The organism is Streptosporangium sp. NPDC023963, assembly GCF_040639135.1.
In the GTDB taxonomy this organism is placed as follows: Bacteria; Actinomycetota; Actinomycetes; order Streptosporangiales; family Streptosporangiaceae; genus Streptosporangium.
In genome coordinates this window covers 125,433-150,912 of the sequence record NZ_JBEZZK010000015.1, presented here as the reverse complement: position 1 = coordinate 150,912, position 25,480 = coordinate 125,433, and the positions used below count along the sequence as shown (strand labels likewise).

At 71.6% G+C, this 25,480-nt stretch carries 29 protein-coding genes; 21 read left to right on the top strand and 8 right to left on the bottom strand.

The features are described 5' to 3' along the window. Positions 1 to 107: 107 nt before the first annotated feature. On the bottom strand, positions 108 to 1,847 hold the full coding sequence (locus tag AB0F88_RS33975; protein ID WP_362693676.1) for a hypothetical protein: 1,740 nt from the start codon (positions 1,845 to 1,847) through the stop codon (positions 108 to 110). Between the two features lie 292 nt (positions 1,848 to 2,139). After that, positions 2,140 to 2,856, bottom strand: a complete 717-nt coding sequence (locus tag AB0F88_RS33970; protein ID WP_350949369.1) for an IclR family transcriptional regulator — start codon at positions 2,854 to 2,856, stop codon at positions 2,140 to 2,142. Positions 2,857 to 2,926: 70 nt separating this feature from the next. Here AB0F88_RS33970 and leuC point away from each other — a divergent pair, with 70 nt between their 5' ends. From leuC to AB0F88_RS33950, 4 genes are all read left to right on the top strand, one after another. Next, a complete protein-coding gene (gene leuC, locus AB0F88_RS33965) occupies positions 2,927 to 4,303 on the top strand; it encodes a 3-isopropylmalate dehydratase large subunit (protein WP_362693673.1) in 1,377 nt (458 codons plus the stop codon). Between the two features lie 12 nt (positions 4,304 to 4,315). Further along, the gene (gene leuD / locus AB0F88_RS33960) at positions 4,316 to 4,903 is read left to right on the top strand and encodes a 3-isopropylmalate dehydratase small subunit (protein WP_362693670.1); all 588 of its coding nucleotides are present in this window, start codon (positions 4,316 to 4,318) and stop codon (positions 4,901 to 4,903) included. Next, positions 4,882 to 5,136, top strand: a complete 255-nt coding sequence (locus tag AB0F88_RS33955; RefSeq protein WP_362693667.1) for a hypothetical protein — start codon at positions 4,882 to 4,884, stop codon at positions 5,134 to 5,136. Before leuD ends, AB0F88_RS33955 begins: the two co-directional genes overlap by 22 nt. A 163-nt stretch (positions 5,137 to 5,299) precedes the next feature. Further along, positions 5,300 to 5,599 carry an HU family DNA-binding protein gene (locus AB0F88_RS33950; RefSeq protein WP_329085236.1) on the top strand — a complete coding sequence of 100 codons (300 nt, stop codon included), beginning with the start codon at positions 5,300 to 5,302 and terminating at the stop codon, positions 5,597 to 5,599. Between the two features lie 156 nt (positions 5,600 to 5,755). Here the strand turns inward: AB0F88_RS33950 and AB0F88_RS33945 are convergent, their stop codons facing one another. Together AB0F88_RS33945 and cofC are read right to left on the bottom strand one after the other, a co-directional pair. Continuing rightward, positions 5,756 to 5,959 carry a hypothetical protein gene (locus AB0F88_RS33945; protein WP_362693664.1) on the bottom strand — a complete coding sequence of 68 codons (204 nt, stop codon included), beginning with the start codon at positions 5,957 to 5,959 and terminating at the stop codon, positions 5,756 to 5,758. A 53-nt stretch (positions 5,960 to 6,012) separates the two neighbouring features. Continuing rightward, complete coding sequence (gene cofC, locus AB0F88_RS33940; protein WP_362693661.1) at positions 6,013 to 6,729, bottom strand: 2-phospho-L-lactate guanylyltransferase; 717 nt, start codon at positions 6,727 to 6,729, stop codon at positions 6,013 to 6,015. A 67-nt stretch (positions 6,730 to 6,796) separates the two neighbouring features. On the opposite strand from cofC, the gene AB0F88_RS33935 reads away from it, so the two are divergent. From AB0F88_RS33935 to AB0F88_RS33920, 4 genes are all read left to right on the top strand, one after another. Next, positions 6,797 to 7,519: a lysophospholipid acyltransferase family protein gene (locus AB0F88_RS33935; protein WP_362693658.1), complete on the top strand. Its 723-nt coding sequence runs from the start codon at positions 6,797 to 6,799 to the stop codon at positions 7,517 to 7,519. 280 nt (positions 7,520 to 7,799) lie between these two features. After that, positions 7,800 to 8,810, top strand: coding sequence for an NAD(P)H-dependent glycerol-3-phosphate dehydrogenase (locus AB0F88_RS33930; protein ID WP_362693655.1), 1,011 nt, complete (start codon positions 7,800 to 7,802; stop codon positions 8,808 to 8,810). A 28-nt stretch (positions 8,811 to 8,838) separates the two neighbouring features. After that, positions 8,839 to 10,053 (top strand): aminotransferase class I/II-fold pyridoxal phosphate-dependent enzyme, encoded by a 1,215-nt coding sequence (locus AB0F88_RS33925; protein ID WP_362693652.1) that lies wholly within the window; start codon positions 8,839 to 8,841, stop codon positions 10,051 to 10,053. 50 nt (positions 10,054 to 10,103) lie between these two features. Continuing rightward, positions 10,104 to 11,213 (top strand): D-alanine--D-alanine ligase family protein, encoded by a 1,110-nt coding sequence (locus tag AB0F88_RS33920; protein ID WP_362693649.1) that lies wholly within the window; start codon positions 10,104 to 10,106, stop codon positions 11,211 to 11,213. Here the strand turns inward: AB0F88_RS33920 and AB0F88_RS33915 are convergent. Then, entirely contained in the window at positions 11,196 to 11,642 is a 447-nt protein-coding gene (locus tag AB0F88_RS33915) for a DUF3515 domain-containing protein (RefSeq protein ID WP_362693646.1), read from the bottom strand. The genes AB0F88_RS33920 and AB0F88_RS33915 overlap by 18 nt on opposite strands. Positions 11,643 to 11,738: 96 nt before the next feature. Beyond that, the gene (locus AB0F88_RS33910) at positions 11,739 to 11,972 is read right to left on the bottom strand and encodes an Lrp/AsnC ligand binding domain-containing protein (protein ID WP_344749082.1); all 234 of its coding nucleotides are present in this window, start codon (positions 11,970 to 11,972) and stop codon (positions 11,739 to 11,741) included. Positions 11,973 to 12,023: 51 nt separating this feature from the next. On the opposite strand from AB0F88_RS33910, the gene AB0F88_RS33905 reads away from it, so the two are divergent. The 3 genes from AB0F88_RS33905 to thiD all read left to right on the top strand — a co-directional run bounded on the left by AB0F88_RS33905 (position 12,024) and on the right by thiD (position 15,135). Further along, positions 12,024 to 12,980: a thiamine-phosphate kinase gene (locus AB0F88_RS33905; protein ID WP_362693642.1), complete on the top strand. Its 957-nt coding sequence runs from the start codon at positions 12,024 to 12,026 to the stop codon at positions 12,978 to 12,980. Positions 12,981 to 13,205: 225 nt separating this feature from the next. Then, positions 13,206 to 14,168, top strand: a complete 963-nt coding sequence (locus AB0F88_RS33900; RefSeq protein WP_362693639.1) for a hypothetical protein — start codon at positions 13,206 to 13,208, stop codon at positions 14,166 to 14,168. A gap of 157 nt (positions 14,169 to 14,325) precedes the next feature. Continuing rightward, a complete protein-coding gene (gene thiD, locus AB0F88_RS33895) occupies positions 14,326 to 15,135 on the top strand; it encodes a bifunctional hydroxymethylpyrimidine kinase/phosphomethylpyrimidine kinase (RefSeq protein ID WP_362693636.1) in 810 nt (269 codons plus the stop codon). 168 nt (positions 15,136 to 15,303) lie between these two features. Here the strand turns inward: thiD and rpmB are convergent, their stop codons facing one another. Further along, positions 15,304 to 15,489, bottom strand: coding sequence for a 50S ribosomal protein L28 (gene rpmB, locus AB0F88_RS33890; RefSeq protein WP_012894387.1), 186 nt, complete (start codon positions 15,487 to 15,489; stop codon positions 15,304 to 15,306). A 317-nt stretch (positions 15,490 to 15,806) separates the two neighbouring features. Here rpmB and AB0F88_RS33885 point away from each other — a divergent pair, with 317 nt between their 5' ends. The 10 genes from AB0F88_RS33885 to AB0F88_RS33840 all read left to right on the top strand — a co-directional run bounded on the left by AB0F88_RS33885 (position 15,807) and on the right by AB0F88_RS33840 (position 24,467). Next, entirely contained in the window at positions 15,807 to 17,393 is a 1,587-nt protein-coding gene (locus AB0F88_RS33885; protein ID WP_362693633.1) for a DAK2 domain-containing protein, read from the top strand. A gap of 69 nt (positions 17,394 to 17,462) precedes the next feature. Further along, on the top strand, positions 17,463 to 19,634 hold the full coding sequence (recG, locus tag AB0F88_RS33880) for an ATP-dependent DNA helicase RecG (RefSeq protein WP_362693630.1): 2,172 nt from the start codon (positions 17,463 to 17,465) through the stop codon (positions 19,632 to 19,634). Between the two features lie 415 nt (positions 19,635 to 20,049). Then, positions 20,050 to 20,664, top strand: a complete 615-nt coding sequence (rsmD, locus tag AB0F88_RS33875) for a 16S rRNA (guanine(966)-N(2))-methyltransferase RsmD (RefSeq protein ID WP_362693627.1) — start codon at positions 20,050 to 20,052, stop codon at positions 20,662 to 20,664. A 15-nt stretch (positions 20,665 to 20,679) separates the two neighbouring features. Beyond that, a complete protein-coding gene (coaD, locus tag AB0F88_RS33870) occupies positions 20,680 to 21,156 on the top strand; it encodes a pantetheine-phosphate adenylyltransferase (RefSeq protein WP_362693624.1) in 477 nt (158 codons plus the stop codon). A 66-nt stretch (positions 21,157 to 21,222) separates the two neighbouring features. Continuing rightward, positions 21,223 to 21,774, top strand: coding sequence for a YceD family protein (locus AB0F88_RS33865; RefSeq protein ID WP_362693621.1), 552 nt, complete (start codon positions 21,223 to 21,225; stop codon positions 21,772 to 21,774). 1 nt (position 21,775) lies between these two features. Further along, positions 21,776 to 21,955: a 50S ribosomal protein L32 gene (rpmF, locus tag AB0F88_RS33860; RefSeq protein ID WP_012894381.1), complete on the top strand. Its 180-nt coding sequence runs from the start codon at positions 21,776 to 21,778 to the stop codon at positions 21,953 to 21,955. A 264-nt stretch (positions 21,956 to 22,219) separates the two neighbouring features. Continuing rightward, on the top strand, positions 22,220 to 22,903 hold the full coding sequence (gene rnc / locus AB0F88_RS33855; RefSeq protein ID WP_362693883.1) for a ribonuclease III: 684 nt from the start codon (positions 22,220 to 22,222) through the stop codon (positions 22,901 to 22,903). A gap of 39 nt (positions 22,904 to 22,942) precedes the next feature. After that, positions 22,943 to 23,809 carry a bifunctional DNA-formamidopyrimidine glycosylase/DNA-(apurinic or apyrimidinic site) lyase gene (gene mutM, locus AB0F88_RS33850; RefSeq protein ID WP_362693618.1) on the top strand — a complete coding sequence of 289 codons (867 nt, stop codon included), beginning with the start codon at positions 22,943 to 22,945 and terminating at the stop codon, positions 23,807 to 23,809. Beyond that, complete coding sequence (locus AB0F88_RS33845) at positions 23,806 to 24,081, top strand: acylphosphatase (protein ID WP_362693615.1); 276 nt, start codon at positions 23,806 to 23,808, stop codon at positions 24,079 to 24,081. The genes mutM and AB0F88_RS33845 overlap by 4 nt, the downstream gene beginning before the upstream one ends. Before the next feature lie 191 nt (positions 24,082 to 24,272). Beyond that, complete coding sequence (locus AB0F88_RS33840; RefSeq protein WP_344748163.1) at positions 24,273 to 24,467, top strand: hypothetical protein; 195 nt, start codon at positions 24,273 to 24,275, stop codon at positions 24,465 to 24,467. Between the two features lie 88 nt (positions 24,468 to 24,555). Here AB0F88_RS33840 and AB0F88_RS33835 read toward each other — a convergent pair whose 3' ends face one another. After that, complete coding sequence (locus tag AB0F88_RS33835; RefSeq protein ID WP_362693612.1) at positions 24,556 to 25,359, bottom strand: alpha/beta hydrolase-fold protein; 804 nt, start codon at positions 25,357 to 25,359, stop codon at positions 24,556 to 24,558. Between the last annotated feature and the right edge of the window lie 121 nt (positions 25,360 to 25,480).

Below are 25,480 nucleotides of genomic sequence, written 5' to 3'. Positions count from 1 at the left end.
CTCTCTCTGCCGCCTCCGGCCGTCCCCGGCTCGTCCCCGGTAGGGCCCGGGACGGCCCGGGCCCGCCCCGGAGCCGGTCGCCCGGGCTCCGGAGCGGGACCGGACGGCTAGTTCTGCCCCGAACGGGCCTTGAACAGGGCCCGCTTGGCGGCCTTGCCCACCTGCTTGTCGGGGTGGGCCTTGCCGATCGCCTCCAGCAGCTCCTCGAGGTGCGGGTGCGGCACCTTCCAGATCACCTCGAGCAGGCTGACCAGATTCGGCACGTTGCCGATGTCGTCGAGGCTGCTGACGAACTCCGGGCGGCCGAGGCCGGCGGAGATGGTCAGCATGTCGAGGATCAGCCAGTGGGTGTCGGCCTGGGTGGGCGTGGGAGCGTCCTCGACGCCCAGCTGGGCCAGGTGGGTGGCCGCGTACGGGCGCAGGGACGGCTCGTCGAGGGCCTCCCGCCACGCGGGCACGGCCACGTCGCCGAGCGAGCCGACCATGCTGGCCGCCTGGACCCGGATCAGCGCGTCCGCGTCGTCCTCGGCGGCGGCCTCCAGCAGGTCCCTGGCGGCCTGCTCGGGGGCGCGCAGCTCCATCCAGGCCGCGAACTCGGCGTCCGCCTCCTCCTCGGGAAGCTCGGCGCCGAAGGAGAGCAGGTCGAGGGCCGTCATCGCGTCGATGGCGGGCCGGGCGTCCAGCTCGATGTCGGCGTCGTCCGCGAGGTGGACCACGCCCTCCATGCCGAGCGGCGTCAGCCGCACCTGGTCGTGCTCGACCTCGACCATGCCGTATCCGGCCAGCCAGTCGAGCACGGGGTTGAGCGGGTCGCCGTACTGCGCGGTGGCGGCGGCCCAGGCATCGGCGCCCAGGTCGTCGTACTCGGCGGCGGCCTCGGCCAGCTCGGTGCGGAGCTCGGCCAGCGGCTTCGAACCCGTGGCCAGCAGCACCCGGACCAGCAGCGCCCTGGTCAGCCCGGACAGGGCGATCGTGGCCTCCTCGTCCTCCAGCTCGGGGTCGCCGTAGTCGATGGAGTGCAGGCCCGCCATCCACGCGTCGAGGGCGTCGTCGTCCTCCTCGAAGGGCCACTCCGCGGTGTCGGCGTCGACGCTGACGGTGTCCTCCCCCTCGGGCTGGAGGAAGTCGAGGTCGATCGCGAGGTTCCAGATGTTCCAGAGGGCGGGGACGGAGTCGGCCAGCGACGCGCCGTCCTTCTCGGGGACCGGAAGCCCCAGGACCGCCAGGGCCTCGACGATCTCGGTGTCGTCGAGCAGGCTCGTCTCGCCCACCCGGCGCTCGGACCCGACCCAGACCGCGAGGTCGCGGGCCTTGGCGATCAGGGTCGCCCCGCGGGTGGCCGCGGCCAGCTCGCTGTCCGGGCGGAGCCGGATCGTCGGCAGCTCGGAGAGCTCGTCGGCGAACGGCTCGAAGTCGCCGAGCCCTTCGGACTCCTCCTCGTCGTACTCCTCGTCCTCGTCGTCCTCGACGACGAGGTCCTCCATGGCGTCGACGAAGTCGTCCTCGAGGCGGTCGAGCTCGGCGAGCAGATCGTCCAGCGAGGCGGAGCCCTTGGCCAGGCGGTCGGACTCCGACAGGAAGGTCAGGTAGGCGCGGATCGCGGGCACCATGCCGTCGGCGGCGGCGTCGGGGTCCTCGACGACCTGTGGCATCCGATCGAGGAGCACCGTGCGCAGGTCGGACTGCTTCCACCGGCCGACGTCGTCGGAGGCGATCAGGCGGTGCCACAGCGCGACAGAGCCGACCAGATTGGAATCGCTGCCGGGCGCGTTCTCACGCGCCCAGAGGATGAAGTTTTGGAGCAGGGGACGCAGTTCAGCCGCGGCTGCCTCGATGCGATCTGTCACCTTCCCAGCCTAGGGGGCCGCAGGGGTGCTCGCCTCCTCATATCGCCCTCAGGTCGGCCGATGTCGACGGCGCGGCCCTTCGGCCAGGTGATCCGGCCGCCGAGGTCCGGTACCGCCGTCCGGCCCGGCGGCCCGCTCGTCACCGGCCGGGTGGTCCTCCGATGCCGCGGTCCGCCCGCCGGCGGCCGGTGCGGTTCTCCGGTTCGCCGCCGGTCGCCGCGGCGCGGCCGCTCGCCGTCGGCCGGCCGAGGACCGGCCCAGGCCGGGGCCGGTCCTCGGCCGGGGCCGGTCCTCAGTTGGCGCGGCGCATCGATTCGGTGATCCGCTCGGCGGCGGTGACCACGGGGGCGGCGTGGAGGCGGCCGGGGGTGCGGGTCAGGCGCTCGATCGGGCCGGAGACCGACACCGCGGCGACCACCTTGCCGCCCGCGCCCCTGATCGGCGCCGAGACGCTGGCCACGCCCTGCTCGCGCTCACCGACGCTGTGCGCCCAGCCCCTGCGCCGCACGCTCGCCAGCGTGGCCGCGGTGAACTTGGCCCCGCGCAGGCCCCGGTGCAGGCGGTCGGGCTCCTCCCAGGCGAGCAGGATCTGCGCCGCGGAACCGGCGAGCATCGGCAGCGCCGAGCCGACCGGCACGGTGTCGCGCAGCCCGCTGGCGCGTTCGGCGGCGGCCACGCAGACCCGCTCGTCACCCTGGCGACGGTAAAGTTGCGCGCTTTCCCCGGTCAGGTCCCTGAGCTGGGTGAGGATCGGGGAGGCGACGGCCAGCAGCCGGTCCTCGCCGGCGGCCGTGGACAACTCGGACAGGCGTGGGCCCAGCACGAACCGGCCCTGTGTGTCGCGGGAGACGATCCGGTGATGTTCCAGCGCGACGGCCAGCCGATGGGCCGTGGGCCGTGCCAGGCCGGTGGCCTGAACGAGCTGTGCGAGGGACGCCGGGCCTGCTTCGAGGGCATTGAGCACGAGGACGGCCTTGTCGAGTACGCCGACTCCGCTAGAGTTGTCCATACACCGATACTGCCGTCTCGACATATGAGAAAGCAAGTGGGAGTGGGACAGCCGATCGCAAGGAGGCGACATGGGCCGCACGCTCGCGGAGAAGGTATGGGAGCAGCACGTCGTGCGACGTGCCGAAGGAGAGCCCGACCTGCTCTACATCGACCTGCACCTCATCCACGAGGTCACGAGCCCGCAGGCGTTCGACGGCCTGCGCCTGGCCGACAGGCCCATCCGGCGGCCCGAGCTCACCGTCGCCACCGAGGACCACAACGTCCCGACCGTACGCGGTCCCATCGCCGACCCGGTGTCGCGGGTGCAGGTCGAGACGCTGCGCAAGAACTGCGCGGAGTTCGGCGTCCGGCTGTATCCGATGGGCGACGCGGGCCAGGGCGTGGTCCACATCATCGGCCCGCAGTTCGGTCTCACCCAGCCCGGCATGACGATCGTGTGTGGTGATTCTCACACCTCCACCCACGGCGCCTTCGGCGGCATCGCGTTCGGCATCGGCACCTCCGAGGTCGAGCACGTGCTGGCCACCCAGACGCTGCCCGCCTACCGGCCGAAGACGATGGCCATCGAGGTCTCCGGCGAGCTGCCGCCCGGCGTCACGGCCAAGGACCTGATCCTGGCGATCATCGCCAAGATCGGTACCGGCGGCGGCCAGGGATACATCGTCGAGTACCGCGGCGAGGCCATCCGCAAGCTCTCCATGGAGGGCCGGATGACCGTCTGCAACATGTCCATCGAGGCGGGCGCCCGCGCGGGCCTGATCGCCCCGGACGAGACCACCTTCGAATACCTCAAGGGCCGCCCCCACGCGCCGTCCGGCGCCGACTGGGACGCCGCGGTCGCGTACTGGAAGTCGCTGGTGACCGACGAGGACGCCGTCTTCGACACCGTCGTGGAGATCGACGCCGCGACGCTCACCCCGTTCGTCACCTGGGGCACCAACCCTGGCCAGGGCGCCCCGCTGGGGACGTCCGTGCCGCGCCCCGAGGACACCGACGACCCGGCCGCCGCCGCCCGCGCCCTGGAGTACATGGGCCTGACCGCGGGCACCCCGCTCCGCGAGGTCCAGGTCGACACGGTCTTCGTGGGCTCCTGCACCAACGGGCGTCTGGAGGACCTGCGTGCCGTGGCCGACGTGCTGCGCGGGCGCCAGGTCGTCACGCGCACGCTGATCGTGCCCGGCTCGATGCTGGTCAAGCTCCAGGCCGAGCAGGAGGGGCTGCACGAGGTCTTCAGGAACGCGGGCGCCGAATGGCGCGAGGCGGGCTGTTCCATGTGCCTGGGCATGAACCCCGACACCCTCGCCCCCGGCGAGCGCAGCGCCTCGACCTCCAACCGCAACTTCGAGGGACGCCAGGGCAAGGGCGGCCGTACGCACCTCGTGTCCCCCCAGGTCGCCGCCGCGACCGCCGTCACCGGCAAACTCACCGCGCCCGCCGACCTGTAAGGAGTCCTCGCGATGGAAGCGTTCGTCACCCACACCGGCCGGGCCGTGCCGCTGCGCCGCAGCAACGTCGACACCGACCAGATCATCCCCGCCGTCTGGCTCAAGCAGGTCAGCCGGACCGGTTTCGAGAAGGGGCTGTTCTCCGCCTGGCGCGAGGACCCCGGCTTCGTCCTGAACAACCCCGCCCACGAGGGCGCCACGATCCTGCTCGCCGGACCCGACTTCGGCACCGGCTCCTCCCGCGAGCACGCGGTCTGGGCGCTGCAGCAGTACGGTTTCCGCGTCGTGATCGCGGCCCGGTTCGGGGATATCTTCCGTAATAACTCCACCAAGATGGGTCTGCTCCCGGTCGTCCTGCCGAGCGAGATCGTCGAGGCCCTGCAGACCGCGGTGGAGGCGGATCCCACGCTGGAGATCACCGTCGACCTGGGAGAACGCCAGGTCCGCTGGGGCGGCGAGGTCGCCGCGTTCGAGATCGACGACTACACGCGCTGGCGGCTCACGGAGGGCCTGGACGACATCGGGCTGACCCTGCGCAACGCCGACGCCATAGGGGCATACGAGAATGGTCGGCAGCCATGGCTGCCGACGACCGTCTGACGAGTTCAGAACACGAGCTGGCGTGGCGGTTGCGCGAGGCGCACCGCCGCGTCCGGTCCCTGCCCGTGCCCGACGAGGAGAAAAAACGTCTCGCGCGGCGCCTTCTGGCCATCTGCGATTTGGCCAAACGCGACCTCGAACACGCCGCCGGGCGTCTTGATTTGTTCCTTCTCAGCATTGATGTCGTGGTTTCAGATACGCCAAGCACTGGAAACATTGCGGAAGGTGATTGAGTCATACGGCTCCGTCCCCTAATTTCAAGCGGGCAAGGGGTTTCTCATCGTGATCGTTGATGAGAGATCTGTGATGAGACCCCTCGCCGTGACAAATCGGGTGAGACGGGTTTTCTGCCTCGTGACCCACTCCCGGACATCGGTAAGCAGGGGGAGCAACCTTATGAACAAAAAGGAACTCGTCGACGCCATCGCGGATCGGGTGGGCGACAAGAAGACGGCCACCGAGGCCGTGAACGCGGTGCTCGACGCCATCCAGACCGCCGTCGCGAACGGCGACAAGGTCTCGATCACGGGGTTCGGTGCTTTCGAGATGGTGCACAAGCCGGCCCGCACCGCCCGCAACCCCTCGACGGGGGCCGAGATTCGCGTCGCCGAGAGCTGGGGGCCGAAGTTCCGGCCGGGCTCCGACTTCAAGGAACTCGTCAACACCGGCGGCAAGAAGGCGTCCAAGAAGCGGTAGGCCTCGGGCACAGGCGCCCGGACTCCCACGACGGGAGGCCGGGCGTCCGGCTTTCCCGGCGTCTTCGCCCGGCGAGGCCGCTCACCCGAGGATCTCCCCGGGGCGTGCCCGGCGCCGTCCGGGGCCGCCTGTCCGGGAACGGGGCGTCTTACCCGGTCACCCGGGAACGGGGAAGGTCGAGAGGGTGACGTAGGTGACGTCGTCGCCGTCCATGACGAGGTTGACCCGCTGGCCGGACCTGAGCAGCCGCAGCGGCCCCGCGTCGAAAGCCGCCGCCTCGAACGGGATCTCGGTCCCGTCGTCCAGGAAGACCGACCCCGACCGGGTCGCCGGGTCGAAGTTCCGCACCGTCGCCTGCACCCGCCCAGCCTAACTCCCGTCCGGGCGCCCGTCCCGCGCCCGCCGCCCGCGTCTCATTCGCGGTCCGTCTCCCGCGCGCCGTCCCCGTCCTCCGGGTCCCGCCCTCCGCCCGGGCCCGGCGCCGAGATCTTTCTCGCCATCGCCAGCGTGCGGGGGCCGACGCCGAGGGTCAGCGCCAGGCGCAGATCGTCAGGGGTGTCCACGTCGTGGCGGACCGACTCCACTCCCTCCACGCAGAGCTCCTTGGCGCCGCGCCGCAGGTGCCGGTCCCGGGACTCGCCGCCGAACCCCGGCGTGAACGGCACCCCCGGCCGTACGCCGTAGAAGGTCGTGCCGATCTCGGCGGCGTCGGGCAGGAACATCTGGCCGAACTCCGCGGCGGCGGCCAGCACGCGGGCCAGCTCCGCCGGGCGGAGGGCGGGGAGGTCGGCCTGGAGGGCGCCGACGGGGTCGCCGGGCGCCAGGCGCACCGCCTCGCGGGCGCCGTGCCGCAGGGCGGCGTTCAGCCCCTCCTCCGGGTCGCCGACCACGTGCGCGCCGACCTCGCCGAGAGCCTTCGCGGCCACCGGGTCGCCGGTCACCACGACCACCCGCGCGACGAGCGCGCAGCTCAGCGCCGCCTCGACGGTGTCGCAGGCGATCGCCACGGCCAGCGCGGCCCGGTGCGGGCCCGCCGCGGCCGACAGGCGGGTCTTGGCGGCGACCAGCGTCTTGACCGGGACGACGAGGGTCCAGCCGGAGCTCTCCGAAGCAGACATAGCCTTAAGCATCCCGCCTCGACATCCCCCGGAGCCAACCGGGAGACTTGGGGCGCATCCCGCTCATATGGAGGAACCCATGAGACGCCCCGGATGGCCTTCGCGATTCTGGGTGGCCTTCGCCGTCACGATCGTCAAGCCGATCTCGTGGCTCCTGGTCAAGAAGGACTGGCGTCGCAGCGACCGTCTGCCCAGGACGGGCGGGATCATCATGGTGACCAACCACCTGTCGTGGCTGGACCCCATCCTCGTCGCGCACTTCCTCTACAACCACGGCCGCTGGCCGGTGATCCTCGCCAAGTCGGGTCTCTTCTCGGTGCCGCTGATCGGCCCCCTGGTGAGGGCGCTGCAGGCCATCCCGGTCTACCGGGGAAGCACCGACGCGGCGCGCTCGCTGGAGGAGTCGCGGCGCCGGCTCGCCGCCGGGGCGTGCGTGATGTTCTACCCGGAGGGCACCTGCACCCGCGACCCGGGCTTCTGGCCGATGGAGGGCAAGACCGGCGCGGCCAGGCTCGCGCTGGCCACCGGCGCGACGGTGATCCCCGTCGCCCACTGGGGAGCCCAGGAGATCCTGCCGTACGGCGCCAGGAGACCCCGCCTGCTGCCGCGCAAGACCTTCCGCGTGCAGACGGGACCGCCGGTCGACCTGTCGAAGTACGCGGGCCACGAGGGACAGCCGGTCTCGGCCGAGGTCCTGCGCGAGGCGACCGCCGACATCATGGCGGCCATCACGGCCCAGCTGGCCGAGATCCGCGGGGAGAAGGCACCCGAGACGCCGTTCAAGCGACCGTCGGACAACTGACTTCGGCGTACGGTGTTGACATCCTCCCCTCCCCGAAGGGAGGGGGTTCCCACGGTCGCCCGTGAGAGTTCCCGATTCACCGCCGGTCGCCCGCCAGGAGAAATCCCTTGAGGTTCCACACCAGTTCCACAGGCGTCTCGCCTATTCTCCGCCGGCCAGGCGGAGAGGACGGCGCCGATCACACCCGCGGCGTCCCGGCCGTCGCCGTGGCCGGACGCGGCACCGCACCGCGTCGCCTTCCCCGCCCGGAGGCGGGAATCCCCATGCCCGAGGAGAACCGATGACCAAGGCAGCCGTGTTCGGCACGGGCTCGTGGGGGACGACCTTCGGCATGATCCTCGCCGGGGCGGGCACCCGGACGACGCTGTGGGGACGCAAGCCGGAGGTCGTCGAGGCGATCGACCGGAGGCACGAGAACCCCGACTACCTGCCGGGCGTGGTGCTGCCCGAGACGCTGCGCGCCACCACCGACCCCGTCGAGGCCCTCGAAGGCGCCGACTTCGTGGTGCTCGCGGTGCCCTCCCAGACCCTGAGGGAGAACCTGACCCGCTGGAAGCCGCACCTGCCGCCCGACGCGGTGCTGGTCAGCCTGATGAAGGGCATCGAGCTGGGCACCACCAAGCGGATGAGCGAGGTGATCTGCGAGGTCGCCGAGGTACCCCAGGAGCGGGTCGCGGTGGTGTCGGGGCCCAACCTGGCCGGTGAGATCGTCCGGGGCCAGCCGGCCGCCGCCGTGGTCGCCTGCACGGACGAGCGGGCGATGGAACGCCTCCAGGCGGCCTGCTACCTGCCGCCCTGGTTCCGCCCGTACACCAACCCCGACGTCATCGGGGTCGAGCTCGGCGGGGCCGTCAAGAACGTGATCGCCCTGGCGGTCGGCATCTCGGCGGGGATGGGACTCGGCGACAACGTCGGGGCGATGCTGATGACGCGCGGGCTGGCCGAGATCTCCCGGCTGGGCGCGGTGCTGGGCGCGGACCCGCACACCTTCGCGGGCCTCGCGGGGATGGGCGATCTTGTGGCGACCTGCATATCCCCATTGTCGCGGAACCGTACTTTCGGGGAGAATCTCGGGCGAGGTATGACGCTGAACGAGGTCATCGCCGCGACGAAACAGACCGCCGAAGGGGTCAAATCCTGCGAGTCGGTGCTCGAACTGGCCAGAAAGCACGACGTGGAGATGCCGATCACCGAGGTGGTGGTGGCCGTCGTCCACGACGCGATGCCCCCCAGCGAGGCCGGGGTGCTCCTGATGTCGAGGACTCCCAAGGCGGAACGATACGGCCTGTGAACGGACAGCGTGGTCGATGAACAGACGGATGCGTAGGCGCAAGGGCGAGAACACCCGGTCGGTGCACCTGCCCGCTCCCGAGACGCCCAGGCAGCCCCCTCTCGGCCTTCCCGTGTGGCGCAGTTCCGCGTGGGGCTTCGGCGACTCGGCCGAGTACGCCGAGACGTTCGACGAGAAGGGCTCCGGCTACGCCTACGGCCGGATCGACAACCCCACCACCGCGGCCTTCGCCGCGGCGGTGGCCTCCCTGGAGGGCGCCGCGGCGCCCGAGGACGTGGCGGGGCAGGCGTTCGCCTCGGGGATGGCCGCCGTCAACGCCGTCCTGATGACGTTCCTGCGCGCGGGCGCGCACATCGTGGCCCCCACCCCGCTGTACGGCGGGACCCACTCGCTGATCACGAACGTGCTGGCCAGGTTCGGGGTCGGCGCCGACTTCGTCGGCTACGGCGAGCTGGCCAGGGTGCAGGCGGCGATCAAACCCAACACGAAGATCATCTACGCGGAGACGCTGTCCGACCCCACCATGGCCGTCTCCGACATCCGGGGCCTCTACCGGATCGCCCGCGCCGCGGGGGCGCTGCTGGTGGTCGACTCGACCTTCGCCACCCCGATCGTGTGCCGCCCCCTCGAGCACGGCGCCGACCTGGTGATCCACTCCGCGACCAAGTATCTCGGCGGCCACGACGACTGCGCCGGGGGCGTGGCGGTCGGCCGCCCCGACCTGATCGCCCAGCTGCGCGAGGTCAGGATCGACACCGGGGGCACTCTCTCTCCCGACGACGCGTTCCTGCTCCGCCGGGGGCTGGAGACCCTGCCGCTGCGGGTCCGCCGGATGTGCTCCACCGCGATGGTCTTCGCCGCGGCCGTGGCCAAGCACCCCGCCGTACGCCGGGTCGACTACCCCGGGCTGCCGGGACACCCCGGCCACCAGCTCGCCAGGCACCTGTTCGACTCCGGTCCCGAGGGTACGAGGTACGGCGCCTGCGTGACGATCACCCCGCGCGGCGGCCACGACGCGGGAGTGGCCCTGGCCGACGCGCTCAAGCTCGTCTCGATCGCCACCTCCGCCGGAGGAACCCGCACCAAGGCCGCGCACGTGGCCTCGGCCGTCCACCGGCGGCCCGGGGACGAATCGGGGATCGACGCGGCGGCGGTCAGGTTCTCCATCGGGCTGGAGGACGCCGAGGATCTCATCATGGACGTCACCCAGGCCCTCGACTCACTACCCGCATCGGGTAGGTAGGCGCGTCTAACAGCCGGATTGCCCCCTAACAGGGGGTACATTCGGTCATCATGAGTGAGCAGCACGAACCTCTACCGAGGGTCGCCGTCGTCTTCGGCGGTCGCAATTCCGAGCACGCCGTCTCCATTCTCGGGGCGGGAAGCGTGCTGGGGGCCATCGACAGATCCAAGTACGAGGTGATCCCCATCGGGATCGCCACGGACGGCCGGTGGGTGCTCGCCTCGGGGGAGCAACGCTACGAGATCGAGAGCGGTGAACTGCCCGCCGTCGACGCGGTGGGCGCGTCGCTGGCGCTGGCCTCCGGTGGCGGCTCGCTGGTGGCGTACGACCCCGGCAGCATCCCCGTCGAGCTCGGCCAGGTCGACGTCGTCTTCCCCGTGATGCACGGCCCCTTCGCCGAGGACGGCACGATCCAGGGACTGCTGGAGATGGCCGGCGTCCGCTACGTCGGCTCCGGGGTGCTGGCCAGCTCGGTCGGCATGGACAAGGCGTACATGAAGCTGGTCCTCGCCGCCGCCGGCCTGCCCGTCGGCCCGTACGTCGTGATCCGCGACCGCGACTGGCGGACCGACCGCGGCCGGGTCCTCAAGGAGGTCCAGGAGCTCGGCTGGCCGGTCTTCGTCAAGCCCGCGCGCGCCGGGTCCAGCCAGGGCATCTCCAAGGCCGCCACCCTGGAGGAGCTGGAGCGGGCCATCGAGTTCGCCCGCGAGCACGACCCCAAGGTGCTGGTCGAGGCCGCCGTCACGGGCCGCGAGATCGAGTGCGCGGTGCTGGAGTCGCCGGGCGACGAGGCGCCCAGGGCCAGCCTGCCCGGCGAGGTGCTGGTCCACGGCGACCACGAGTTCTTCGACTTCGAGGCCAAGTACATCGGCAGCGACATGTCCCTGTCCGTGCCCGCCGACATCCCCCAGGAGACGGCCGAGGAACTGCGGGCGATGGCCGTCCGCGCCTTCGAGGCGCTGGGCTGCGAGGGCCTGTCACGGGTCGACTTCTTCTACACCCCCGACGGCCGGCTGATCGTCAACGAGATCAACACCATGCCGGGCTTCACCGCGATGTCGGTGGCGCCACAGCTGTGGGCCGCCACCGGGGTGCCCTACGCCGAGCTGGTCGACCGGCTGATCCAGCTCGCGCTCGGACGCTCACCCGGTCTGCGGTAGGGCGCTCTTGATGGGGGCCGCGAGAGCGACCAGCACGTTCTGCGGGATGTGCTCCCGCGCGATCGTCACCTCGACGTAGGCCTCCCTGCCGATCGCGGTGAACAGCGTCGGCCTGGCCGGGTCGGCGTACCACGCCACCCCGTCGATCTCTGGCACCTGGTCGGTCGGCGACATCGTCACCGGTCGCGGCACCCCGCAGCGCAGGGCGATGCGGGCCTCCCCCCACACGGCGACGTAGGGGGAGGCGGGAGTGGACTCCGTCCGGCCCGCGCCGTCGAGTTCCGCCGGAAGCCGCTCGGCGAGCGTCCGGCACGCGGCGGCGGCGGGCGCCTCGGGGACCGGCGGCTCGACCCGGACGGCGCCGCCGCACCCCACCAGGATCAGCAGGGCGCAGGCGCACCCCGGCAGGCGGGCGAACCGCAGTGACATGTCACGTTCCAGACGATCGGATGCGGATTCGAGGACCCGCGTGTGAGTCCGGGCACGAACTCACACGCGGACCCGGACGCGGGCTCAGACGTGTGCTCAGATGTGGACGATGGGACACGTCAGCGTACGCGTGATCCCCTCCACACCCTGGATCTGCGCCACCACGAGCTTGCCCAGCTCGTCGACGTTGCGGGCCTCGGCGCGCACGATCACGTCGTACGGTCCCGTGACGTCCTCGGCCTGCGTGACACCCGAGATGCCGGAGATCGCCGAAGCCACGTTCGCGGCCTTGCCGACCTCGGTCTGGATGAGGATATAGGCCTGCACCATAACGACCTCCCGGGCGATTGGATCAGTGCCGAAGGGCCACCGTACCCTGTGATGAACAGGAGGTGTGTCATCACAGTCGGAGATCTCGGCGAATTCGGGGTTGTTGCACGTATTGCCGGACGTTTGCCACAAGGTAGGACCGTATTGCTCGGCCCCGGTGACGACGCCGCGGTGGTGAGCGCTCCCGACGGGCGGGTCGTCGTGACGACTGACCTGTTGATTGAGGGTAGGCACTTCCGGCGCGATTGGTCCAGTGGCTACGACATCGGCCGCAAGGCCGCGGCGCAGAACCTCTCCGACGTCGTGGCGATGGGGGCCGACCCCACCGGCCTCGTGGTCGGCCTCGGGATACCCGCCGACGCCACCACCGGCTGGCTGGACGACCTCACCGACGGCTTCCGTGACGAGTGCGACCTCGTCGGAGCCAGCGTGGCGGGCGGCGACGTCACCCGCAGCGACCTCGTCGTGGTCGCCGTCACCGCCCTGGGCGACCTGGGCGGCCGGGCACCCGTCACGCGGTCGGGAGCCCGCCCGGGCGACGTGGTCGCCGTCTCGGGCCGTCTCGGGCACGCCGCCGCCGGTCTCGCGCTTCTTCGCGCGGGCCTGCCCGGGCCGGTGGAGCTGATCGACGCCCACCGCCGCCCGTGCCCTCCCTACGCGCGCGGCCCGGAGGCCGCCGGGCTCGGCGCGACGGCCATGCTCGACGTGAGCGACGGCCTGCTGCAGGATCTCGGCCACGTGGCCACGGCGGCCGGGGTCGCGATCGTCCTGGACCCGGAGGCGTTCACCCTCCCGCCGGCGATGCGGGAGGCCGCCCGGCTGCTCGGCGCCGATCCGCTGGAGTGGGTGTTCTCCGGCGGCGAGGACCACGCCCTCGCCGCGACCTTCCCGGCCCACGTACGGCTCCCGGAGGGCTGGATCGTGGCGGGTCACGTCATCGAAGGGGAAGGCGTGCAGGTCAAGGGCCTTTCGCTCGACCGCGGAGGCTGGGATCACTTCCGGGAGTGATCCTTACCACTTCCTGCGACATCTGTGAAAATTGCGACAAACGTTTACCTAACTGGTATGAAGATGGGCGGTCGAGATTCCCTTCGAGAAAGGGGCCATATGGGCCGCCACGGTGGAACCGGGGAAGAGGCTTCCCCGAACCGGGGTAAACGCGAGCCGGAGTTCGCTCCGGAACCAGGTCGGGAGGACGAGCCGATCGGGCGCCGGCTCCGTCCCGAGGAGTCGGTGACCACCGAGACCCGGACGGGTTTCCTGGGGTCGGGATGGAGCTCGGAGTCCGAGCTGCCCGACTCGTCCAAGGAGTCCACCCCGTTCGACCCGTGGCCCGAGGACGAGGAGCGGCCCGGAGGGCGGATCAGGAAGACGGTGCTGGTCGTCGCCGCGGTGGCCGTGGTGCTCGGCGGGACCGTGGTCGGCGTCCGGGCCCTGGCCGGCTCCGAGAGCCCCGCCGGCTGCCCGCCCGCCGGTTGCGTCGCGGCGGCGTCGAACCAGCCGGTGCCGGAGGCCGACACCTCCGACGAGCCCGCGGCGGAGGACCCCTCGGAGGAGCCGGCGCCGGACGACGAGCCCTCGGAGGAGACGGGCGACGAGACGCCGCGGCCGGGTGACCAGAGGACGAGGTCCACCCCGGCCCCCGACCGCACCTCCACCCGCGGCGGAGGCGAGGGCACCTCCACCCCCCGGCCCACACCGACGCGGAAGGCCACCCGCGCGCCGGTGGACACCGACGAGTCGTCGACCTCCGAGGAGTCCGCCGACGAGCCCACCTCCACCCCCGAGCCCCTCATCGTCAGTGAGCGGACGCCGGCTCCCGAGCCGCCCCCGAGCAGCAGCCCCGGGCCCGACCCGGTGCCCAGCGAGACGGCCTCCAGCGCGGCCCCGCTCGCCGGGGGCGCCGCGATCACGGTCGGCGCGGACATCGTGCAGGAGAGGTCGCGCACCTACACCGTCGAGCTCGTGGTCGCCGCGAACGAGAGCGTCGAGTACCTCCAGGTGAGCGTGCCGGTCAGCGGGGAGGTCACCTCGGTGAGCGGAGCCGACTGGGAGCAGGCCGGCGACAGCCTGCTGATCGAGTCACCGGAGGGCCTGGAGGTCGATGAGGAACTCGTCGTCACCTTCACCGCGAGCGGTGACGCGGAGATCCCGCAGAGCTGCCGGAGCGACCAGGGAGAATGCGCCGTCGCCTGACCCGGTGGCCGTTTCGGCCTGCGGGAGCGGGGTAGGTGACCCGGCCTACGGGAGCGGGGCGGGTGACCCGGCGTCCGTGAGCGGGGCGGGCAATCCGGCCTACGGGAACGGCGGGAAGCCGGGGGAGCGCTTCGCGGGCCGGAGCGGGGCTGGTTGGATGGGGAACATGACCGTTTCGACCCCCCCTCGCGTGCTGACCGTCGCCGGCTCCGACTCCGGAGGCGGCGCGGGAGTCCAGGCCGACCTGAAGACCATGCTCGCCCTCGGCGTGCACGGCATGAGCGTGATCGCCGCGGTGACCGCCCAGAACTCGGTCGGCGTACAGGGCTACTGGGAGCTTCCCCCGGAGGCGGTACGGGCCCAGCTCGACTCGGTGCTCGGTGACATCGGGGCCCAGGCGGTCAAGACCGGCATGCTCGCCTCACCGGTACTGGTGGAGACGGTGGCCGGGGTCCTGGCGGGGCTGGACGTGCCCGTCGTGGTCGATCCCGTCGGGGTCTCCAAGCACGGCGACGCGCTCCTCGCCCCCGAGGCGGTGGAGACGGTGAAGACGCGCCTGCTGCCCACCGCCACGGTGGTCACCCCCAACCTGTGGGAGGTCCTGCAGCTCACCGGGGTGAAGGTCGAGGACGAGACCGACCTGCGCCGGGCCGCCGACGCGATCCTGGAACTCGGGCCCGCGTGGGCGCTCGTCAAGGGAGGCCACCTGCCGGGTGCCCCGGTCGACCTGCTGACCGACGGCACGCGCGAGTTCCGTTTCACTGCGGAACGCCACGACAACCGGCACACCCACGGCACGGGCTGCACCCTGGCCTCCGCGATCGCCTCCCACCTCGCCCTCGGAGAGGACGTACCGCCCGCCGTGGAGAAGGCGAAGGCGTACGTCACCGGCGCGATCGCGCACGGCTTCCCCCTGGGGGCGGGCATCGGCCCCGTCGACCACGCCTGGCGCCTGCGCGTCTCCTGAGCCGCGTCTCCACCGCGTCTCCATCGCGTCTCCCGAGCCGCGTCTCCCGAACGAGGCTCTCCTGAGCGGTGTCTCCGGAACCGTGTCTCCGGAAAGGGGCGGAGACCCTCGGGAACGGCGAAGCCCGCCGCCCCATCGCGTGGGACGGCGGGCTTCGCGGAGGTCTGGCTAGCGGGTGACCTTGCCGGCCTTGATGCAGGAGGTGCACACGTTCAGCCGCTTCGGCGTGCCGTTCACCACTGCGCGCACGGGCTGGATGTTCGGGTTCCAGCGGCGGCGGGTGCGGCGGTGCGAGTGGGAGACGTTGTTGCCGAAGGTCGGCTTCTTAGCGCAAACGTCGCAGACGGAAGCCACGGTTCGCTCCTTATATCAGTCGAGAGGCTCGATCCGCCGCACTGGCGGCGGTCATCGGGCACGCCGGGACGACCGGCTGGCCACACGAGGATATCCGATGTCCGGCCCTGCACGCGAACGCGAGCCGCCGTGAACGGTCGAACGGGGATAATCTCCGGAGGCAACCGTAGCGCATTCCGGGACACGCCACGGCGGGTCTCTCCGGAGAGTCGCGCGGGGGAGCGAGGCCGGAGATCGACCGGGAGACGCCCGGAGGCCGGTGAGGGCGTCCGGCGGGCGCGAGCGGGAGCCGGGAAGCAGGAGGGCAGGAATCAGGGATGCTGCAGGTTCTCGACCCGCTCGCGGTGCGCAGGTGGTCGCGGCTGGCCGCCGAGACGCTGGGGAGGGCGCGCGAGGAGATCGACGCGCTCAACGTCTTCCCCGTGCCCGACGGCGACACCGGCACCAACCTGCACCTGACCATGCTCTCCGCCGCCGAGGCGCTCGACGGGCTGCCCGACGACGCCGGGGCCGAGGCCACCTGGCGGGCGTTCGCGCAGGGGGCGCTGCTCGGCGCCCGCGGCAACTCGGGAGTGATCGTCAGCCAGGCGCTGCGCGGCCTCGCCGAGGTGCTCAGGGAGGCCGAGGGGCGCGGCGCCGATCTCGGGCGGGGCCTGGTCAGAGCCGCCGAGCTGGCCCGCGCCGCGGTGTCAAGGCCGGTCGAGGGCACGATCCTGAGCGTCCTGGCGGCCGTGGCCTCGGTGGTGCGCGACGGGCGGGAGGACCTCGCCTCGGTCGCGAGGAGGGCGGCGGGGGAGGCGCGCTCCGCGCTCCGCCGCACCACGGGGCAGCTCGACGTGCTGGCCCGCGGCGGGGTGGTCGACGCGGGCGGGGCGGGCCTGACGATCATCCTGGAGAGCCTCGCCGCCGTCGTCACCGACTCCTACACCGGCCGGGTGGACATCCCCGCCCCGGCACACCGGATCGTCCCGGAGACCCCCCTGGAGGCCCGGGAGAGCGGGGAGGGGCCCGGCTACGAGGTCATGTACCTGCTGGACGCCGACGAGGAGCAGGTCGCCGCGCTGCGCGGGGAGCTCGACGCGCTGGGCGACTCGCTGGTGGTCGTGGGGGGCGACGGCCTGTGGAACGTCCACGTCCACGTGGACGACGCGGGCGCGGCGATCGAGGCGGCGATGAGGCGGGGCCGCCCGCACCGGATCAAGGTGACGTACCTGGTCGCCTCGGGCAGGACCCATCCGGTCGCGCGGGGGCGGGGGGTGGTGGCCGTGGCCGCGGGGCCCGCGCTGGCGGCGGTGTTCGAGGAGGCGGGAGCCGTGGTCGTCCGGCGCGAGCCCGGCTCCAGCCCTCCGCTGGCGGCGGTGCTCGCCGCCGTCCGCGAGGCGGGGTCCGAGGTCGTGGTCCTGCCCAACGACAGCGACACGCGCGAGGTCGCGGCCGCCGCCGCGGAGATCGCGAGGGAGGAGGGCCTGGTGGTCGGCGTCATCCCGACCAGGGCCTCGGTGCAGGGCCTGGCGGCGCTGGCCGTCCACGACCCGCTGCGCCGCTTCGACGACGACGTGGTGGCCATGACCGAGGCCGCCGCGCACACCCGCCACGGGCACGTGTGGGTGGCCGACCGCGAGGTCATGACGAGCGCGGGCCTGACCGCCCCCGGCGACGTCCTGGGGGTGGTCGACGGTGACGCCGCGCTGATCGGCACGGATCTGGCGGCGACCGCGCTGGAGGTCGTACGCCGCATGGTCTCCTCCAGCAGCGAGCTGGTGACCCTCCTGGAGGGCGCAGACGCCCCCGAGGGACTCGCACGCGCCGTACAGGACCATCTGGCCGGGACCAGGCCGGACGTCGAGGTGGTCACGTACGAGGGCGGGCAGGGCGGCTACCCGCTGCTGATCGGCGTGGAGTGAGCCGGTGCCGGGCGGCCGGATACGCCGTGGCCGGTGAAATCTGTCGCCCGGGCACGGTAGAAAACGGGGGTGACGAGCTTCGACGAGCCGCTGGCGAAGGCGCTTGACCCCAAGACGGCCAAGCTGCTGGAGAGCGTTCTCGACCTGCGCACCGTCGGCGACCTGCTGCGGCACTACCCGCGGCGCTACGCCGAGCGGGGCGAGCTGACCGACCTCGACGACCTGCGGGTCGACGACCACGTGACCGTGGTGGGCGAGGTCACCAGGGCGATGCGCAGGCCGATGCGCAACAAGGGCGGCACCTGGCTGGAGGTCGAGATCGTCGACGGCAGGGGCAGCAAGATCTACCTGTCGTTCTTCGGGAAGACGTCCCACATCGCGGAGACGCGGCTGAAGCCGGGCAGGCGCGGCATGTTCGCCGGGAAGGTCGGCGCCTTCGGCCAGGGCGAGAAACGCAAGTGGCAGCTCTCCCACCCCGAGTTCGAGATGATCGAGGAGAGCGAGACGGGCGCCGAGGAGTTCGCCGCCGCGCTCGTGCCGATCTACCCGGCGGGCAAGGACGTGACGCCCTGGGCCATCCGCAGGGCGCTGGGCGTCGTCCTCGACACGATGGGCGAGCTCGACGACTCGCTTCCCGCCGAGCTGCGCGCCCGGCACCGGCTCCCCGGCCTGTCGGAGGCGCTGCTGGCGATCCACCGCCCCCGCGACCACGCCGACGTGGCCAGGGCGCGCAAGCGGCTCAGGTTCGACGAGGCGTTCCTGCTCCAGGCGGTGCTGCTGCAGCGCCGCATGGCCGCGGCCTCCTGGCCCGCCACGCCCCGGCCCGCGATCTCCGGCGGGCTGCTCGCCGACTTCGACGGGCGGCTGCCGTTCGAGCTCACCGAGGGGCAGCGCGACGTGGGCGAGGAGATCGCGGCGGACCTGGCGCTGCCCCACCCCATGCACCGGCTGCTCCAGGGCGAGGTCGGCGCGGGCAAGACCGTCGTCGCGCTGCGGGCGATGCTCCAGGTGGTCGACGCCGGGGGACAGGCCGTGCTGCTGGCCCCCACCGAGGTGCTCGCCCAGCAGCACCACAGGTCGATCTCGGCCATGCTCGGCGACCTGGCCGCCGGCGGCATGTTCGGCGGCACCGCGGTCGCCCTGCTGACCGGCTCGCTGGGCGCCGCGGCCCGCCGCTCGGCCATGCTCGACGCGGCCTCGGGCTCGGCGGGCATCGTCGTCGGCACCCACGCGGTCCTGCAGGAGCGCGTCCAGTTCGCCGACCTCGGCCTGGTCGTGGTCGACGAGCAGCACCGGTTCGGCGTCGAGCAGCGCGACGCGCTCCGCGAGAAGGCCGGGGGCGGCCGCCCGCACGTGCTCGTCATGACCGCCACGCCCATCCCCCGCACCGTCGCCATGACGGTCTTCGGCGACCTCACGGTCTCCACGCTCTCCCAGCTGCCCTCGGGTCGTGCCCCGATCACCACGCACGTGGTCCCCGCCGCGGAGAAGCCGCACTTCCTCGACCGGGCCTGGACGCGGCTGCGCGAGGAGATCGAGCTGGGCCGCCAGGCCTACATCGTGTGCCCGCGCATCGGTGACCTGGAGGGCGACGAGGGCGACATGTCGAAGGCCGACGACGAGCGCAGGCCGCCGCTGGCGGTGCTCGACGTGGCCGAGACGCTCGCGCAGGGGCCGTTGCACGGCCTCCGTACGGGGGTGCTCCACGGCAAGCTCCCGCCGGAGGAGAAGGACGCGGTGATGAGGGCCTTCACCCGGGGGGAGATCGACGTGCTGGTGGCGACCACGGTCATCGAGGTCGGCGTCGACGTCCCCAACTCCTCGGTCATGGTCATCATGGACGCCGACCGGTTCGGCGTCTCCCAGCTCCACCAGCTCCGCGGCCGGGTCGGGCGCGGCGGGCTGCCCGGGCTGTGCCTGCTGGTGACCGACTCCCCGGGGGGCACGCCGGCGAGGGCGCGGCTAGACGCCGTGGCGGCCACCCTGGACGGCTTCGAGCTGTCCCGTGTCGACCTGGAGCAGCGCAGGGAGGGTGATGTGCTCGGTGTGGCCCAGTCGGGGCGCAGATCGTCGCTGAAGATGCTCAGGCTCCTTCGCGACGAGGACGTCATCCACGCCGCGCGCCTGGACGCCGAGACCATGCTGGAGGCCGACCCCGAGCTGGCGGGGCATCCCGTGCTCCGCGCGGAGATCGACAGGCTCCTGGCGGACGAGCGCGCCGAGTACCTGGAGAAGACCTGACGGAGCGGGGCCGTGGAGTGCCCGGCCGACACGTCTGTCCGCGCTGCCCGGCGGGGATCTCGATCCCGGTGCCCAACTGCGGGGACGGCCTCCCCCCGAATGCCGTCCCCGCTTGGGCCCACTCCCGGGTCAGGTGCCGAGAGCACCGGCGTGCGGAAGGGCTCACGATCACGCCGGTCGGCCTCCCCCTGGGTCACTTGGAGGCCGCAGGAATCATCATGCAAGGGACCGGCACCGGACGGAACGACCCTTACGCTTTCGTCGCCACTCCTTGCCCACTCTTGACCTAGATCACCTACCAGGACCCTTTTGACCTGCGGTTATGTGATGCGTCGCGACACGCCGGTGCTGCGCGCGGCGCCCTCGGGACGGGGAGGGCGGACGGCGGCGGGAACGGCACTGAGAGGATTGCCGGGTGAGCCGAGTCATCGCGGGAAGCGCAGGAGGGCGGCGGCTGGCCGTGCCGCCGGGACGGGGGACACGTCCCACCAGCGACCGGGCCAGGGAGGGGATCTTCTCCACCGTGGGGTCGCTGATCGGCCCGCTGGAAGGGTGCCGGGTGCTCGACCTCTACGCGGGTTCCGGGGCGCTCGGGCTCGAGGCGCTCTCCCGGGGCGCCGGCCACGCGCTTCTCGTGGAGTCGGACGCCAGGGCGATCAGGACGATCAGGCAGAACGTCGCCTCGCTGGGCCTTCCGGGGGCGGAGGTCGCCGCCGACCGGGTGGAGCGGCTGCTCGCCAGAGGTCCCGGCGGCCCCGGCGGCACCGGAGACACCGGAGACACCGCGACCGCCGGGGAACCGTACGACCTCGTCCTCGCCGACCCGCCGTACGTGCTGGGCGCCGAGGAGGTCGAGACGGTGCTCGGGCTGCTGCGCGACCGGGGCTGGCTGGCCGAGGACGCGCTGGTCGCCGTGGAGCGGGAGAGCAGGGGGAAGGATCTGGTCTGGCCCCCGGGGTACGAAGAGGAGAGGGTCCGTCGTTACGGCGAAGCGTCCGTTTGGTACGGTCGCGCCTCCGGGAATCCTTAGAGCAGGGGGTCCACCTTGCGTCGCGTTGTCTGTCCGGGATCGTTCGATCCCGTCACGAACGGTCATCTGGACATCATCGGCCGGGCTTCCCGGCAGTACGACGAGGTCGTCGTGGCCGTACTGATCAATATCGAGAAGAAGAGCCTGTTCACGGTGGAGGAGCGCATCCAGACGCTCCAGACGGTCACCAAGGAGTACGGGAACGTCCGCGTGGACAAATTCCACGGCCTCCTGGTCGACTACTGCAAGCAGCAGGAGATCCCCGCCATCGTGAAGGGCCTGCGCGCGGTCAGCGACTTCGACTACGAGCTCCAGATGGCGCAGCTCAACTACCGGATGTCCGGGGTGGAGACCCTCTTCATGGCCACCGGCCCCGAGGTCTCCTTCCTGTCGTCCAGCCGCATCAAGGAGATCGTCAAGTACGGCGGGAACGTGGCCGGCCTGGTGCCTGATCTTGTGCAGGAACTCCTGGTCGAACGGCTCAGGGGCTAGGCCCTGCTATTCTCTTATTTCGGCCTTGCACGACGGCGATGATGCGCCATGCCTAATGAGAGCGGAATGACTCAGCACCTTGACCCCCGAGCCCCATGGGTGATCTCGACCCATGACCTGGGGCGGCGACCGGGGTCGATGCGCAGGATGAATCTCGCTCTCCCGGCACCGGCGGACATCGGCGTCGACATGATCGGCGTCCCCAAGGACGTCGACGTCGAGCTGGACATCCGGCTTGAGGCGGTCATGGAGGGTGTGCTCGTCACGGGCACTGCGCAAGCCCCGCTGCGGGGGGAGTGCGCACGCTGCCTGGAACCGGTCATCTCACGAACCGAGGTGGACTTCCAGGAGCTGTTCTTCTACTCGGCAGAGGATGCTGCCGAGAGTGACTCGCTTCTCGACGGTGAGCTTCTCGACCTCGAACCCGTGTTTCGCGACGCGGTGGTGCTCACACTGCCGCTGAGCCCGGTCTGCAGCGAAGACTGCACCGGGCTCTGCGTGGAGTGCGGGGTCAGGCTGGCGGACGCCGAGCCTGGCCACGGCCACGAGGTGATCGACGCCCGCTGGGCGAAGCTGCAAGGTCTGATTCCGGAACATAACAACGATCAGGAGAGCTGACGTGGCTGTCCCCAAGCGCAAGATGTCGCGGAGCAATACTCGCTCCCGCAGGTCGCAGTGGAAGGCCGCCGCGGTTTCGCTCGTGAGCTGCCCCCAGTGCCGCTCGCCGAAGCGTCCGCACGTGGCGTGTCCGACCTGCGGCACTTACAACCGCCGTCAGGTGATCGAGCCCTCCGCCTGATCGCATTCTGACCGACGGATGCCGGCCGGGTCCCCCACGGGCCCCGGCCGGCGTCACCGTCTGCACCCCCTGCGATGGCGGTCCGCCCGCGGCTGTGGTGGACGCCGGGGTTCGCGGTAGAACGCGTGCCCTCCCGGCGCCCACCACATCTTCGGGCATCTCTCGTTCCTTCCTTCGCCATCGCGCATTCGCTGAGAGAACGTGCGAGGAGAAGCCGTGGGTACGAGCGTCAAGCCTGTCGCCGTCGAGTTCGTCAAGGAGGAGCTGGAGCGCCTCCTTCTGGTGCGCCTTGACGTCGCCATCCTGGAGCGGGCGCTGACGCACCGCTCCTACGCGTACGAGAACGGCGGCCTGCCGACCAACGAGCGCCTGGAGTTCCTCGGCGACTCGGTGCTCGGCCTGGTCGTCACCGACACCCTCTACCGCAACCACCCGGACCTGCCCGAGGGGCAGCTGGCCAAGCTCAGGGCCGCGGTGGTCAACATGCGCGCCCTCGCCGACGTGGCCCGCTCGCTGGGCCTGGGCCGCTTCCTGCGGCTGGGCCGGGGCGAGGAGGGCACGGGGGGCCGCGACAAGTCCTCGATCCTCGCCGACACCCTCGAGGCGCTCATCGGCGCGGTCTACGTGAACAGGGGCCTGGACGAGGCTTTCCGCGTCGTCCACCTGCTCTTCGACCCGCTCATCACCCGATCCGCCTCGCTCGGCGCCGGGCTCGACTGGAAGACCTCCCTGCAGGAGCTCACCGCGTCCGAGTCGCTCGGCGTGCCCGAATACCATGTCGAGGAGAGCGGTCCCGACCACGCCAAGTCCTTCACCGCGGTCGTCCGCGTCGGCGGCGAGGCGTACGGCTCGGGGTCCGGACGCTCGAAGAAGGAAGCCGAGCAGCAGGCCGCCGAGGCCGCCTGGAACCGCATCCGCGAGGACCGCGAGAGGCGCGAGGCCGGCTGACCGGCCGGCCGAGTCGTTCGAGTCGTCGAGGAGGGACGCATGCCCGAGCTGCCGGAGGTCGAGGTGGTACGCCGCGGCCTGGAGCGGTGGGTCTCCGGCCGGGTCGTCGCCCGTGCCGAGGTGCTCCACCCGAGGGCGATCAGGCGGCACGTCCCCGGCGCCGTGGAGTTCTCCGCCCGCATGGAGGGCCGCACGGTCGGTCCCGCCGAGCGCAGGGGCAAATACCTCTGGCTGCCCCTGGGCGGCTCCGACGCGATCCTGGCGCACCTCGGGATGAGCGGCCAGCTGCTGGTCGTGGAGCCGGACTCGGCGCCGGAGAGGCACCTGCGGGTCCGGATCGGCTTCACCGACGGCGGTCCCGAGCTGCGCTTCGTCGACCAGCGGACCTTCGGCCACGTGCTGGTGACCGGCATGACGCAGGCCGGCGGCCGCGCGGTGCCCGAGCCGATCGCGCACATCGCGGCCGACCCGTTCGAGAAGAACTTCGACGACGACGGCTTCACCCACCGGCTGCGCGCCCGCCAGACCGAGGTCAAGCGGGCGCTCCTGGACCAGTCGCTGATCAGCGGTGTCGGCAACATCTACGCCGACGAGGCCCTCTGGCGGGCCAGGCTGCACGGCGCCCGCCCCACCGCGACGCTGGCCCGGCCGAAGGTGGCCGAGCTGCTGGCCGCGGCCCGGGAGGTGATGTCCGCAGCCCTGTCCGAGGGCGGCACATCCTTCGACAGTCTTTACGTGAATGTCAATGGCGAGAGCGGTTACTTCGACCGTTCCCTCGCGGTTTACGGTCGGCGCGACGAACCCTGCCCCCGGTGCGGCACCCCGATCGTTCGCGAATCGTTCATGAACCGTTCCTCCTACAGCTGCCCCCGCTGCCAGCCCAGGCCGAGAGGGGGCGTGGCATGACGGACGTACGGCTGACGGCCTGGGTCAGGGGACACGTGCAGGGCGTGGGTTTCCGCTGGTGGACGCGTGCCAGGGCCCTCGAACTCGGCCTGACCGGCTGGGCGCGCAACACCGGCGACGGCCGGGTGGAGGTGGTCGCGCAGGGCCCGGAGAAGTCGTGCGCGACGCTGCTCGACCTGCTCAGGGGCGGGAACACGCCCGGACGGGTCGACGGGGTCGTCGAACGCTGGAGCGAGACCAAAGACGGCCTCCAGGGTTTTGTCGAGCGCTGACCACTTCCCCAAACCGCCCAAAATAAGGTATAGTTGACCGTCGAGAGTGCCTACTGGTGCATCCATCCGGAGCGTTCAACTTGACCGTCTCCCTCACCGGTGCGACTCTTGATAAAGAACCACGCGCACCCCTCCCGCGGTAAAGAAGTGCGCGAACCAGTCTGGTCACTCAGCGTGGAGGACCCTTTACTATGGCGAAGGCTCTACTCGGCCACGTCGGCGGTCCCGACCCTCGTATGGTCTCGGAAATGCGTCGCCTCCAGCAGCGCATCCGTGATCTCGAGGGAGAGCTCACCCGGCTCCAGGCCCAGAACGACGAACTCGCGGCCGGCACCCGCGACGAGGAGTTCAACCGTCTGCAGGATCGCGAGCCGGCCCTCACCTAACGGGGCCGGGGCGGAACACACTGTCCAGGGACGCCTCGTAGGGGCGTCCCTTGTCATATCTGTAATATCGATACGCACGTAACAGCTGTCACGTGCGTCCTATATGCCGTGCCAGGAAGGCCAGCTGCTCGGGTAACACCCTGCGGCGGTAGGCCGTGTCCTGGCACCCTTCGGTAATCCCTCCTTCGGCCGTGGCGCCCAGGGCCTTGAGGCCCTTCAGCATCGTCTGGGTCTGCCTGGCCCACGCGTCCCGCTCGCCGCACCCCAGCCAGACCGGGATGTCCACGAGCTCGCGCAGCGGCGCCTGAGCCGCGCTCACCGCGGGCGACGCCGCGACGACCGCCCCCACCTGCTCGGGGCCCAGCTCCGCGGCCAGCCTCAGTGCCCCGGCACCGCCGGCGGACCAGCCCATCAGCCCGATCTTCGCGGTGTCCAGCCCGTTCGTGTTCAGGTACGGCAGCAGCGTGCCCGGGATGTCGGCGGAGGGCCAGTCGTCGATGGAGGCCACCGCGAAGCGCCCGCCGCCCGCGGCCAGATAGCGGTCGATCGCGTAGGCGCCGAACGGCGTGCGCGCGTCACCGGCGGCGCCGTGAAGCAGGATCACCACGGGGAGCCCGTCCCCCGCTCCCGGCGGCATCCCGACGATCACGCGCCGCCGGTCGACCCGGCTCCGCTGGAGCGTTCCAGGCGAGGTCACCGGAGGCTCGGGGACCGCGCCGCAGACGATCTGGGCGTACGCGTCCCGCAAGCCCTCCGGCCCGGCCGCCAGGGCGGCGCCACCGAGGCCGAGCGCGGCCAGCCCGCCGCCCACGAGGAAGGCGCGCCGCCCGAGGTGACCCCTGCCGCCCGATGGGTGTGATGGAGCCTCGCCCCCACCGCGTTCCGCGTCCATGCAGGGCACCATAGGCGGTGCGCGGGCGGGCGCGGGTGAAGAACGGTAGTCTTCCCGCGTGACCGAAGCCGTGGGCTGACCGTGGGCTGACAAGGCAAGACGCGTTCACCGGCGCCCGGGA